Annotated in this window: 8 protein-coding genes and 1 tRNA gene; 3 read left to right on the top strand and 6 right to left on the bottom strand. The window is 46.7% G+C overall.

The window, feature by feature from the left end:
- Positions 1 to 84: 84 nt before the first annotated feature.
- Positions 85 to 3,042 carry a PEP/pyruvate-binding domain-containing protein gene (locus HMPREF1536_RS15080; RefSeq protein ID WP_028726064.1) on the bottom strand — a complete coding sequence of 986 codons (2,958 nt, stop codon included), beginning with the start codon at positions 3,040 to 3,042 and terminating at the stop codon, positions 85 to 87.
- A 437-nt stretch (positions 3,043 to 3,479) separates the two neighbouring features.
- Between HMPREF1536_RS15080 and gdhA the strand changes: the two genes are divergently transcribed.
- On the top strand, positions 3,480 to 4,814 hold the full coding sequence (gene gdhA / locus HMPREF1536_RS15075) for an NADP-specific glutamate dehydrogenase (protein WP_028726065.1): 1,335 nt from the start codon (positions 3,480 to 3,482) through the stop codon (positions 4,812 to 4,814).
- 75 nt (positions 4,815 to 4,889) lie between these two features.
- Here gdhA and ruvC read toward each other — a convergent pair whose 3' ends face one another.
- Positions 4,890 to 5,450 carry a crossover junction endodeoxyribonuclease RuvC gene (gene ruvC, locus HMPREF1536_RS15070; RefSeq protein WP_028726066.1) on the bottom strand — a complete coding sequence of 187 codons (561 nt, stop codon included), beginning with the start codon at positions 5,448 to 5,450 and terminating at the stop codon, positions 4,890 to 4,892.
- Entirely contained in the window at positions 5,447 to 5,761 is a 315-nt protein-coding gene (locus tag HMPREF1536_RS15065; RefSeq protein ID WP_028726067.1) for a DUF4286 family protein, read from the bottom strand. Before HMPREF1536_RS15065 ends, ruvC begins: the two co-directional genes overlap by 4 nt.
- Before the next feature lie 80 nt (positions 5,762 to 5,841).
- Here HMPREF1536_RS15065 and HMPREF1536_RS15060 point away from each other — a divergent pair.
- Positions 5,842 to 5,915 (top strand) — tRNA-Ala (locus tag HMPREF1536_RS15060).
- Positions 5,916 to 6,043: 128 nt separating this feature from the next.
- Positions 6,044 to 6,382, top strand: a complete 339-nt coding sequence (locus HMPREF1536_RS15055; RefSeq protein WP_028726068.1) for a type II toxin-antitoxin system HicB family antitoxin — start codon at positions 6,044 to 6,046, stop codon at positions 6,380 to 6,382.
- Positions 6,383 to 6,467: 85 nt separating this feature from the next.
- Here the strand turns inward: HMPREF1536_RS15055 and HMPREF1536_RS15050 are convergent, their stop codons facing one another.
- Genes HMPREF1536_RS15050 through HMPREF1536_RS15040 form a run of 3 tightly spaced genes read right to left on the bottom strand, consistent with a single transcriptional unit; the run spans position 6,468 to position 13,105 of the window.
- Positions 6,468 to 8,039, bottom strand: coding sequence for a sulfatase family protein (locus HMPREF1536_RS15050; protein WP_028726069.1), 1,572 nt, complete (start codon positions 8,037 to 8,039; stop codon positions 6,468 to 6,470).
- 23 nt (positions 8,040 to 8,062) lie between these two features.
- The gene (locus HMPREF1536_RS15045; RefSeq protein WP_028726070.1) at positions 8,063 to 9,895 is read right to left on the bottom strand and encodes a RagB/SusD family nutrient uptake outer membrane protein; all 1,833 of its coding nucleotides are present in this window, start codon (positions 9,893 to 9,895) and stop codon (positions 8,063 to 8,065) included.
- A gap of 12 nt (positions 9,896 to 9,907) precedes the next feature.
- Entirely contained in the window at positions 9,908 to 13,105 is a 3,198-nt protein-coding gene (locus HMPREF1536_RS15040) for a SusC/RagA family TonB-linked outer membrane protein (protein ID WP_028726071.1), read from the bottom strand.
- Positions 13,106 to 13,261: the final 156 nt, after the last annotated feature.

Raw genomic sequence — 13,261 nt, 5'->3', positions numbered from 1 at the left:
CTATAAGATAGTTACAAATGTATATGAATAAAATAACACAAAAAAGCCCTGAGAAGAAAATTGTTGAAAAACAACAACTTTTTCTCATTCCGGCTTAAGTACCACGCCTAAACTCTTCTTTCCATCCATCTTGATAACGATCGGTTTATCAAAATGAACATGCCGCAGATACTCCGTATCCTCGACAGCCGGCAAGGCATTCAGGTAGGCCTCATCGAACCAGCCGTCTCCCTTGAATGGATTGATAGTGAAATATCCGACACCGAAAGAGGTCAGGTTCTGGAAGAAGTGCGTTCCCTGGCTCGGATCGACACGGTAGTTCTCAAGACCACATTCCACTATTACGCGGGCATTGCTGATATGCGGCCACTTCACCGGAATACCCAACCAGTGGTCGCTGCTTCCCCAACGTCCGGGGCCGACCAGTACATAGTTCTTTTCCTCTTCGGTAAAGCGCCGGTTCAGTTTCTCTATTTCATAAGCGATCAGCTGATTGTTCGATGAGTTGAAAGCCCCGCTTTTCACATAGATAATATCCTGTACATCCGTTACGATGCCATGTCCGAGCACGCTGGTAGACGACAGGATCGTCTCTTCGTTCTGCACCTGCGTCAGATCCTCATCCATAATCTCCTTATTATCTACGATCGGTCGGATCTGAAGGAGATAGAAGGTTGCCTTATCGTGATTATTCGGATCGACATTGACGGCGAACTCGATCTCGACGGGACGTCCCATCTCTTTCTGTCCGATACTGAGTAATTCATCCAGGGTCTTGGCCAGAGGGAATACATCATGTTGCAGGATATTGACGAAAGACAGGATTTTCCGTCCGCCGGAATAATAACCGTCGCGGATAATCTGATCGTAAGGATCGTAAGTAGAAACAATATATTTCAGGGAACCGTCTGCGTCGGCCTCCTTCAAGCCCAGGCGCGTCAGGTTGAACGAGTCGTCGATAGAAAACTGTTCCGCCAGGTTCTTCAGGTCGAGCGCATAAAAACGGGTTTGCGTTTCCCGAAGGGCGAAATCCATCGTACTCATTTGCAGGATATTGTGCGGGTGACGCGGGGAGAAACGCAATGTCTGTCCGCCATCCACGATATATTTACCCAGTCCGAGGGCGATATTGGCAATGCCATCTTCCGCCTTCTCGTTACCGATCGGGTAGAAATTCAGTGAACGGGCCACACCGGAAATAGTCGGATAGAAATGATCGTTGTAACGGTTTCCTACCACCTCCTGCAACACGACCGCCATCTTCTCCTGGTCGATCAGGTTGGATGTTGCCATCATATACGCCTTACTATCACGATAAAAGACGGAAGCGTACACCGCCTTGATGGCATCGCTCAGAATACGCAGCATCTCATATTTATCTTCCATGCGGGGAACCATATAGGTAGAATAAATTCCAGCGAACGGTTGATAATGCGAATCTTCGAGCAGGCTGGACGAACGGACGGCAATCGGGCTCTTCACCACATCGAAGAAAGCCATCAAATCGTCGATCAGGCTGGCCGGCAGACTGGCACGAAGGAAGTATTTAAGGATCGTCTCATCGTCCGCATCACTCAGGGCGATGGGCAGCAACTCGTTCGTTTCCATAAACTCGTCGAAGATGTCGGTACATATCACGACCGTCTTCGGTATGTTGGTATTGAAGTTCTCCGTTTCCAGTTTGGGGTAACGTTTCACCATCGCCCCCATAAAGGCCAGGCCTCTACCCTTTCCTCCCAGCGAACCTTCGCCGATACGGGCAAAGTTACTGTATTCGTCGAAGCGGTCTTTCTGGTAGATGGCTACTACACCGGAGTTCTTCATCCGGCGGTATTGCACGATCAGGTCGAATATCAGTTTACGAGCCTCATCCATATCTTTATAGTCGCTCACATCCACCCGCTTCAACACCTCTGCGGGCGGAAACATGGCACGCGAATAGAAGAAGCGAGAGAAATGGTTGCGCGAAAGATGGTAGACCAGCGAATCGTCGGGGATCTGGAAGACTTTCTTCTGCAAATCCTTCAGGTCTTTGATACGCATAATCTCTTCCTTTGTCTGCGGATTAAGGATCACGAAGTCGCCGAACCCGAAACGTTGCATGATCTTCTTACGGAGATCCTGCGGGTAACTCTTCGAATTCTTATCGATAAACGAAGCTCCCAACTCTTTCGCATATACCTTATTGCACGACTCGGACGACTCCAGGACAAAAGGAATGATCAGCCCCGTCTTACGGACATACTGCCCGAACTTATACCCGGCATAAGGATCTTTCACCCCGTCGTGCATGAAACTCATATCCGAAACGATACCGAGCATATTATCCCGGTACTGGTTAAAAATGCGGACAGCTTCCTCATAATTACGGGCCAGCTTGATCTTTGGACGCCCACGCATACGCAAGGTACGCTGATGACCGTTCAATGCTTCCTGGGCAAACATCTGGCTTTGCTCCAGCACGAATTTATATAAATGTGGTAAAGCCGAAGAATAGAAACGGATAGAGTCTTCCACCAGCAGGATGATCTGCACGCCGACACTCTTCGTATCGTCGGGCGCATTCCATTTATCCTCTATCAACTTGATGATGGCCAGCAACAGCTCCGCATTACCCAGCCAACTGAACACATAGTCGATCGCGCTCAGGTCTTCGTTGGCAATACGTTTGGAAACTTCCTTCGAGAAAGGTGTCAGCACCACGATCGGAATATTAGGATAATGCACTTTGATTTCTTTGGCCGCCGCAAAGATGTCGCGGTTATCCATATTAGGCATACAGATAATCAGTTCAAAGTTGCGGTCTTTCAGCTCGGCAAGTGCCTCTTCTTCCGTTGTCACCTGGGTAAAACGGGGTGGATAACGAAGGCTCAGCGAAGTATATTCGTTAAATATCTGTTCGTCTACCCGCCCGTCGTCTTCCAACATAAAGGCATCATATTTAGTGGCGATAAGCAATACATTATATATACGCTTATTCATTAGATTGGCGAAGGATGTGTCTTTAAACACAAGGTTCTTAAAGTCCGGTATTCCGCTCATAATGATTTTATAGAGTTATATACGCCCAAAAGTAAGGAAAAAATCAAATCCGATGCAGAGTATTAAGATTTTTCTCCCGACATTCTATTCTTTTCCTCTCTATTCACTAATATTTTTCTCCTATATTTTTTTTCTTTTGAGCATGCTGAAAATTAATTTTGACCATGCTAAAAATCAATTTCGAGCTAGCTCAAAATTAAATTCATGCTAGCTCAAAAGTATAAAAATACATATGTTAAAGATTAGAATATGCCTGATAAACAATTAGTTTCCCGGCACTTTGATACTAGTTGGACGAAGGGTAACCGAAAACGTCTGCAATATATGCATCAATAACATATCCTGAACTGTCAAAAAGAAAGCAAAACGCTTGGTCAATCCGTAGAATTCCCTACATTTGCCTACATAATGTTATTCCTTAAAAAGCAATAAACGCTATGAAAACAGAAGTTATTTTATCTGCACTGGAAGCAAAGCACCCGGGTGAAAAAGAGTACTTGCAGGCCGTGAAAGAAGTTCTTTTATCAATAGAAGAGGTTTATAACCAGCATCCTGAATTCGAGAAAGCGAAGATCATCGAGCGTTTGGTTGAACCGGAACGTATCTTTACTTTCCGTGTACCCTGGGTAGACGATAAAGGTGAAGTACAGGTTAATTTAGGATACCGCGTACAATTCAATAATGCGATCGGCCCGTATAAGGGGGGAATCCGTTTCCACCCGTCTGTAAACTTATCCATTCTTAAGTTCCTGGGTTTTGAGCAAACATTCAAAAATGCGCTGACTACATTACCGATGGGTGGTGGTAAGGGCGGTTCAGACTTTGCTCCCCGCGGAAAGAGCGATGCAGAGATCATGCGTTTTTGCCAGGCTTTCATCATGGAGCTGTGGCGTAACCTGGGGCCTGACCGCGATGTTCCGGCAGGTGATATCGGCGTAGGGGGCCGCGAAGTAGGTTATATGTACGGAATGTATAAGAAACTGGCACGCGAAAACACCGGTACATTTACTGGTAAAGGTATGGAATTCGGCGGTTCTATCCTTCGCCCGGAAGCTACGGGATATGGTGCCCTTTACTTCGTACATCAGATGCTTGAAACTCATGGTATCGATATAAAAGGAAAAACAGTGGCCGTTTCCGGTTTCGGAAATGTGGCCTGGGGAGCAACAAAGAAGGCGACAGAACTGGGTGCCAAAGTAGTTACGATCTCCGGCCCTGACGGATATGTGTATGATCCGGACGGTATTTCGGGCGACAAGATCGAATATCTGTTGGAATTGCGTAACAGCGGTAACGACATCGTGGCTCCTTATGCTGAGGAATATCCCGGTGCAACCTTCTATCCGGGTAAGAAACCCTGGGAACAGAAAGTGGATATCGCCCTGCCTTGCGCTACACAAAACGAACTGGATGCAGACGATGCCCGCAAACTGATCGAGAATAAGACTTTGTGCGTTGCCGAAGTGTCCAATATGGGTTGTACGGCCGAAGCTGTCGATCTATTTATCGAACACAACCAGTTGTTTGCTCCGGGTAAAGCCGTTAATGCCGGCGGTGTAGCTACTTCGGGATTGGAAATGACACAGAATGCCATGCATATCTCCTGGACTGCCGCTGAAGTGGATGCCAAACTGCACCAGATCATGAGTGCGATCCACGAACAATGCGTAGAGCATGGTAGAGACGGTAAATATATTAACTATGTGAAAGGTGCAAACATTGCCGGCTTCATGAAAGTGGCCAAGGCGATGATGGCACAGGGTATTGTATAAGCTATACATTATTAGATAGAAAAAGTCCGGAATATGCGTTCCGGACTTTTTTATGTTATACAGGAGAGATCGGCTTTACTTACGGACTTTATCGGGGTTCTTCGCGAGGAAATCCTTCCAGCCGGAATATTTCTTTTCCGAGATCGGGTTATTCGTCTGGAAATAATGGCAAACGGCGGCCGCCAATCCGTCGGTGGCATCCAGTTGCGGCAACATCGACTCTTGCGGGATATGCAGGAAACGTTGTAACATTCCGGCAACCTGTTCTTTGGCTGCGTTACCGTTACCGGTGATAGACATCTTGATCTTCAGCGGGGCATATTCGAAAATAGGGATTTCGCGTTCAAGGGCAGCCGCCATAGCCACGCCTTGTGCCCGTCCCAACTTCAGCATACTCTGCACATTCTTTCCGAAGAAAGGGGCTTCGATAGCCAACTCATCGGGATGATACTGATCGATCAAAGCCAATACCCGCTCAAAGATCTTTTTCAGACGAATGTAGTGATCTTCATACTTATTCAGTTGCAGCACGCCCATAGCTTCGAGCTTCGGCTTATTCCCTTCGATCTTCAGGACACCATATCCCATCACGATCGTTCCGGGGTCTATACCAAGTATGATACGGTCTTTGATCATAGATCCAGTGCTATATCTTCCAGTAGCGTACTGAAACCGACAATCTTAGGCCCAAAACGTTGCACCAGCTCCTGTTGCAGGGCACGGCCTTCATTCTGCAACCAGTATTCCAGTGTCTCATAGTTCTTTACATGGAACTGAACCGAGTAACTGGAAGCCTCTTCCGTTTCATCCTGCAGGATACGACGCAGATAGGGAGTCATCAGAAAACCGCTTGCAGCAGCTCTGGGAATATAGTCTTTCTTGAGATAATCCACGCATTCGGCAAGGATATCATTCTCTATATTAAATGTTGTATTATAAATAATCATCGCTTTTCGTATAAAATTCTTATACAAAGATAGTGCTAATATCAGGAAAAGCCCTATATTTGCACTCGAAAATAAACAACGGGGGATTAGCTCATCTGGCTAGAGCGACAGACTGGCAGTCTGTAGGTGATCGGTTCGAGTCCGATATTCTCCACATGAACACCATTAGAAAGCGACATTGCTTCTTATGGTGTTTTTTTATATCCCTCAGCCCTTGCTTGCAACTAAAATATAGTTACATTTGTGAACAGGGCGGCAACCTGATAAATGCGGCATAAACAAATGAATACATTAACTTACAAAGGCTATATCGGTTCTGTGAACTTTAGTGAAAAGGACAACGTCTTTTTCGGTAAAATAGAGGGTATAAACGGACTTGTGAACTTTGAAGGCGAAAGCGTAAAAGAACTTACAGCGGCTTTTCATGAAGCAGTAGATGATTATTTGGCTTACTGCGAAGAAGAAGGGATAAAGCCTCTTAAAAGTTTTTCCGGCTCTTTGAATGTTCGCATATCTCCTGAGATACATAGCCGGATTGCATTGCTTGCCAAACAAGCCGGGGTATCTATCAACGCATTCATTAAACAAGCTTTGGAAAAGCAAATAGCCTCTATGCTATAGATTGAACTAAAAGTCGATCATACGAAAAAAGGCTGCTCCTGAATTATCATGGAACAGCCTTTATTATTTTACCTGTCTATATCTATCAGCTTTTTGCCAATTCCGACTCTATCGGGTCGTCATACTGCTTCTGTAGTTTGTGGAGTTCATCTTTTAGTTGTTTGATGATCTCTTCGTTGCCCGGTTCGTTATAGATGTTCTTCATTTCCATCGGGTCGTTCTGCAGGTCGTACAGTTCCCATACATCGATGTCGTTGTAGAAATGGATCAGTTTGTAACGATCCGTACGAACTCCGTAATGGCGTTTTACCATGTGCTCTGCCGGATATTCGTAGAAATGGTAATACAATGAAGTACGCCAGTCTTTCGGATGTTCGCCTTTCAGCAGCGGCAGGTAAGAATCTCCCTGGATATCTTCAGGTACCGGAGCACCGGCCAGTTCAAGGAACGTAGCCGCATGGTCGATATTCTGAACCATTTCAGGGATATCACCCTTTATGCCTCCCGGATAACGTACCAGCATCGGCGTGCGGAAAGACTCTTCATACATAAAACGTTTGTCGAACCAACCATGTTCGCCCATATAGAAACCCTGGTCGGACGTATAAACGATGATGGTATTATCCAGCATATCGTTCTTTTCCAGGTAATCCAGTACGCGTCCCACGTTGCGGTCTACCGAATGGATCACACGGATATAATCATGCATATACTGCTGATATTTCCATTCGGCTAACGCCTTATCGCTCAGCTTTCTCTCTTTGAAATCCTTGATGATCGGGTCGTAATGTTTATCCCAGGCAGCTTTCTGATCGGGATTCATCCGGTTATACATTGCACGACCGGCCTTTTCCAACCCTGTCTTGGTATGGATTTCGTTCTCTTTATCGGCCAGTTTCAGGTCATAAACAAGATCCATATCCTCGATAATGCTCATTTCCTGCTCGGAAGCGGCAATGCGGCCTTCGTACTTATCGTAGAAAGTTTCGGGGATAGGGAATACAACGTCGTTATACAGATCCAGGTCACAAGTATCGGGCATCCAGGTACGGTGCGGAGCCTTGTGATGCAGGAGCAGACAGAACGGTTTATCCTTGTCCCTTTTCTGATCCAACCAGTCGATAGCCAGGTCGGTCGTTATATTGGTGGCGTATCCTTCAATCTGTTTCTTTTCCCCGTTATCGATGAAATACGGATTGTAGTAATCCCCTTGTCCGATCAGGATGTTCCAGTAATCGAATCCTGTAGGATCGGAAGTAAGGTGCCACTTACCGACAATAGCAGTCTGGTAACCGACTTGTTTCAATAACTTCGGGAAAGTCTGCTGTTCGCCGTCGAACGTCTTTGTGTTGTCGGTAAAGCCATTCTTATGGCTATGCTTACCGGTCAGCAGGCAAGCGCGGCTCGGCCCGCTTAACGAGTTGGCTACAAAGCTGTTTGTAAAACGGACTCCTTCTTTGGCGATACGGTCAATATTAGGCGTCTCGATGAACCGGTTATCGTACGCACTGATTGTCTGGTACGAATGGTCATCACACATGATGTAGAGGATGTTCATGGGCTTCTTGCTCTCCTCCTTTTCCTTGCAGGAGGGCAGCGATGCCAACATCGCTGCTCCTGTCAAAGAAAATAATACTGTAGATCTAACGTTTTTCATATATCTTGCTTATATAAATGAGTTTACCAACCCGGGTTCTGCTCCCATTTACCTCCTGTCAATGACAACATACGAGGTTGAATAGGCAACAGATAGTCGCGACCGACGTTAAAACGCCATCCTTGCTCATAACCGGCCGGATTGCTGGGCACTACATAACGCAGTGCGTCGCCCGGTTTCCCTGTCAGGAAAAGGTTATTACCGGAAGACTGGTCGTAAACCAGTTTACCGTCGTATTCGGGATGCTCTTGCAGGTTGCTTCCTACAAAAAGTGCCCCTTTCGGCCACTGACCGACAATAAGCTCTTCTGCAGCAGCCCAACGCAGGATATCTTCCAGGCGACGGCCTTCGCAAGCTTTTTCAATACGACGTTCACGGCGGACAGCCTGAATATATTTATTTAAATGACGGAAAGGATAATCAGATTCCTGATTGTACTCCCGATCAAAGTCAACGGCAGGCATACCAACGCGATCACGTAACGGTTGCAAAGCTACAATAATATTCTGAGAATTGGTTGCTCCATCCAACTCTGCTAACGCTTCGGCATAATTTAACAGGATATCGGCATAACGGAACTGTATCGCCGGAGTCGCTCCTTTGAATTCAGCATCCAAACTACCGGTATAGTCGATCTGCACATGCTTCAGCAAGGAATAACCTGTCATATTCTGGTTATAGGCAGAAGAACCGATCAGCGGCGGCACCTGATAATAAGGAGCGGTATCATCCGGACGCAATTGCTGTCCCGGGGCACAAATCGTTTGTACCAGACGCGGGTCGCGTACAGTCGGCAATAGTTCGTTTCCGAATACTTTTTTGGCTTCTATACGTTGCGTTCCGACAAAAGGTTTCCCATCGATAGTCAGATAGTCGTCTACCAGAGACGAGGTCACTCCGACTCCACCGCCACCCTGGTTCAGGTAACGGTTCACGTTGTTACCTACCTGGTCGCCGTCATACATCTTAAACCAAAGCACTTCCGGGTTATTCGACAGATCGGTAGTCTGGAACACTACGCGATAATCGTTCGTAGTATTTCCGGTGGTATATATCTTCCATACGCCACGATCCATCACCTCTTTAGCGGCAGCGGCAGCCTGGGTGAAATAGCTCTTTATCTTTTCGTCCGTCACAGAAGGATCGAAGAACTTATCTCCTTTTGCCTTATGGTATTTCTCCCACGTACCTTCAAACAAAGCGACTTCGCTTTTCAAGGCACGGGCCACATCCCTGTGTACACGCATAGACGCGCTGTTGTTCTGTTCTTTCAGATACATGATCGCTTTATCCAGGTCAGCCAGGATACTATCGGCCACAACTGTACGGCTATCGCGGGCCAGTTGCATGGCCTCTTCGTTCGGGTCGAGCGGCTCACTTATCCAGGTAAGCGGGCCGTAATCCACAAACATCTTATAATAGTACCAGGCACGGAAATAATAAGCTTCCCCTACATACTGATTATAATCGGCACTTCCTTCTTCCGCACAGTTGCCCAGGTTACAAAGCAGGAAGTTCAGATTGCGGATACCTGTATAGTTTGCCAGCTTGGAAGCACCGCTTAACGTGGTCTCCCCTGCCAGACGGGTACTTACCGAACTAGACGACATATTATCGCTATGCGTATCATACCCGGCAATATTTCCTCCACCACCGGCACCGAAGTCCTGCGCACGCAAACCGCTACCATAAGCCGCACCGGTCTGGTAGAACTGATCCAGATAGTTTCTCATTTCCCCGGTGCTGCTGAAAGGCTGTGCAGTAGAAAGCACACCTTCCGGCATTTTATCCAAATCAAAGCAAGACGTAAGGCTGAAAGCCAGGATCAAGCCTAAAAATATATTTCTTTTTTTCATAACAACTCTAAATTATAAATTAACAACCAAACCTACAGACAGAACACGGTTCATCGGATAGTTCTTACCACCTTCACTGGTATAATCATTTTTTGTATAGATCGATTCAGGGTCGAACATGCCTTTCAACTTTGTAAAAGTCAGCAGGTTCTCACCGGAGAAGAATACCTGAGCCTTCTGTAATCCGACTTTATTTGTCCAGATAGTAGGCAGATCATAGCTCACTGTCAGGTTTTTCAGGCGGCAATAAGCACCGCTCTGGATATACCGGTCGCTGGTAGTCATTGTTTTATCGCGGAACGGAACAACGCCACCTGCCGTATGGATATAAGGCTTCGGATAATAAGCTCCAGGATTGGATTCACTCCAGTAATCCAGGTGTTCCTTGAATACGGTAACCTGTGCATACGGGCCGCTCCCCCAGAAATAAGCACCTGTACCCGGGTTCCAGTCGCGTTTGCCGACTCCCTGGAACATCATGCTCAGGCTAATACCTTTCCAGCTGATAGAACCGTTCACGGTATATTGATAACGCGGGGTCGTATTACCGATCACCGTCATATCACCCATATCGTCTAATGTGTTGGTACCGTTGTTCACTTTGTTGTCGCCATTCAGGTCGCGGTATTTAACATCACCCGGTGTCCAAGGCTTACCGCTGATAAATGACAGGTCGTATTTTTCATTATAAGCATCCGCTTCTTCCTGTGTCTGGATCAGACCGTCGGCACGGTAGCCCCAGATCTCACCCACCTTCTTGCCGGTGTACCAGTTATCTTTGGGATTCGTTCCGGTCGGGTTGGCATATTCGGTTACTTCCGAAATGGCATCGGAGATTGAACCGCCGACAGAGTACTGGATATCAGAACCGATCTGTCCGCGATAGTTCAATGCCAATTCCCAACCCCGGTTACGCATACGTGCGTTATTTGTTTTAGGAGCATCGGCTCCGAAGAAATCAGGGAAATCGACTCCCGGGCCTAACATATCTTTTGTATCGCGCTGGAATACGTCGAGCGTACCGGTCAATGTATTTCCTAAGAAGCCAAAATCGATACCGATATTCTTACTTTCTACTTTTTCCCAGGTCGTATTCGGATTCACTACCCCCGGAGCTTTCGTAAAGACATGACGTCCGTCGGAGAAGATATAATTACCCAGACCATCATTCAACGCCATCGTTGCAGCAAACGTATAAAGGGCTGCACCGGCCTGGTTACCCAGCAAACCATAAGAAGCACGGAGCTTCAGGTTCGATAATACATCCGTCACAGAGCTCATGAACTCCTCGCGGGTGATATTCCATCCCAGTGAAACAGAAGGGAAGAAACCCCAGCGGTTGCCGGAAGCGAAACGGGAAGAGCCATCGTAACGGCCATTCAGTTCCACCAGGTAACGTCCGTCATAATCATAATTGATACGTCCGAAGAAACCGCGGGTAGCCCAACCGTTGCGGGTATCGACCACCGTTTTGTCGCCTGTTCCCATACCGACGTTCGGATTAGTGGTTGAATACAGTCCTGTAATAGAGTTCTTCATCAGGCTGTAGCTGTAATCTTCTTCCTGAAAACCGGCCATCAAAGTGAAGTTATGCTTTTCGGCCAGTGTGAAAAGATAATTTGTATATAAGTTAACCGACTGATAACGTGAACGGTCATAGCTGCGGGTAAACTTACCGTCGGGCGACATGCCTAACTCCGAACGTACTCCCAGGGAAGTGCTCACACCGTCGGCACCATAAATAAGCGGGCTGACATTCAGCGCTTCATATTCCTTATTACCCATCTTATAGGTATAGTCGAAGAATATAAACCAGTTCTTTAGCGGATTGATTTCGAGACCGGCTGTGATATTCATGTTGTCGCGCTGCGTATTCGTATAAGTACCGCTTTGCAGATAAGGGATCATAGTCAGCTCCGTAAAGTTTCCGTTCGGGTCGACCGGAGAAACCGTCGGACGGAAACGCGCCAGTGAATGATAGAAACCTTCGCTGATACCGCCATCACCAAACGGCGTATTCTGGTCGGAATGCATGAACTTGGTATTCACTTTCAGCTTCATCCAGTTGGTCAGCTGCGAAGTAATATTGGCTGCGAAATTATAACGTTTATAATCCATATCGGCATAACGAAGGATTCCGTCTTCCGAATAGTATCCGCCCGAGATATAATACTGTGCCGCTTTACCGCCACCGCTCAGGCTGATATTATGGTTCTGCTTAAACGCCCAGTTCTTGTAATGCAAATCGAAATAGTCCACATTACCTACACCTGACTCCGAGTTCTCGAAAGCCGGGTTCATATTTGCATTGGGAGACAGTTCGAACCAGGGATCTATGCTGCCGGGATTATTGATATACTGTTGCAGCATACCCAGCTTCTCATCACTGTATAAACGGGGTGAACCGGCATTTACAGCACCTGCATTCCAGTACTGTGCAAAATCGTACGAATTAACCATATCCGGCAAAACAGTCGGAGAGCTCCAGCCCACTGTCCCCTGATAGTTGATACGCATCTTTCCTTCCTCCCCTTTCTTGGTAGTCACCAGGATCACACCATAAGCTGCACGCGCCCCGTAGATAGCACAAGCCGCCGCATCTTTCAATACCGAAATGTTTTCAATATCGCTGGGGTTGACATCCGAAAGGCTCATTTCCACTCCATCGACAAGGATATAAGGTTCAGCATTATTATCAAGGTTTCCCTGTCCGCGCAAGGTCAGAGAACCGGTACCACCGGGACGGCCTCCGCTGGAATTGCTCACCAGCAACCCCGGAACCATCCCTTGCAGGCTCTGCACGGCATCAGCTACCGGGCGACGTTCCAACACCTCGCCTTTTACCGAAGAAACCGAACCTGTCAGATTCACTTTCTTCTGAACACCATAGCCTACAACTACTACTTCACTTAAATCCACTGCGTCACTAACCATTTTAATTGTTAAATTCGACATGCCTTCCTTCACAAGTATTTCCTGCGGGATCAGGCCGATATACGATACCAACAAAGTCTCTCCGGGCGATACGGTAATGGAAAACTTTCCATCCGCATCGGCAATCGTTCCGTTCAGGGAATTTTTCACCTGAACAGCGGCTCCGGCCAGGGGCTCCGACGTTGCCTCTTCGAGCACAACGCCATTCACGTTTTGCTGAGCAAAACCAACAAAACAACATAACATCAATAAGAATGTTACAACAGATTTTTTCATAAAATCAAATTTTAAATAATAAAATAAAGTTCTCAAGACGGGTAACTACCCAGTGGTTTACCTCATGTAAAAAATCAACTCTTACTATACCATAAGCGTTTATAATTAGTTAACTATTCACAACGCAAAGTTGCATTTTCCGTCACATCCCGATGT

The organism is Parabacteroides gordonii MS-1 = DSM 23371 (assembly GCF_000969825.1).
Classification (GTDB): domain Bacteria; phylum Bacteroidota; class Bacteroidia; order Bacteroidales; family Tannerellaceae; genus Parabacteroides; species Parabacteroides gordonii.
The sequence above is the reverse complement of the archived record's forward strand: the minus strand, read 5'-3'. Positions and strand labels throughout refer to the sequence as shown.

Bases quoted from the DNA above. Each gene is read 5' to 3' on its own strand.
- ruvC (WP_028726066.1), bottom strand. From the start codon at position 5,450: ATGATCAAAGACCGTATCATACTTGGTATAGACCCCGGAACGATCGTG.
- HMPREF1536_RS15045 (WP_028726070.1), bottom strand. From the start codon at position 9,895: ATGAAAAAAAGAAATATATTTTTAGGCTTGATCCTGGCTTTCAGCCTT.
- HMPREF1536_RS15055 (WP_028726068.1), top strand. From the start codon at position 6,044: ATGAATACATTAACTTACAAAGGCTATATCGGTTCTGTGAACTTTAGT.
- gdhA (WP_028726065.1), top strand. From the start codon at position 3,480: ATGAAAACAGAAGTTATTTTATCTGCACTGGAAGCAAAGCACCCGGGT.
- HMPREF1536_RS15080 (WP_028726064.1), bottom strand. From the start codon at position 3,042: ATGAGCGGAATACCGGACTTTAAGAACCTTGTGTTTAAAGACACATCC.
- HMPREF1536_RS15065 (WP_028726067.1), bottom strand. From the start codon at position 5,761: ATGATTATTTATAATACAACATTTAATATAGAGAATGATATCCTTGCC.
- HMPREF1536_RS15040 (WP_028726071.1), bottom strand. From the start codon at position 13,105: ATGAAAAAATCTGTTGTAACATTCTTATTGATGTTATGTTGTTTTGTT.
- HMPREF1536_RS15050 (WP_028726069.1), bottom strand. From the start codon at position 8,039: ATGAAAAACGTTAGATCTACAGTATTATTTTCTTTGACAGGAGCAGCG.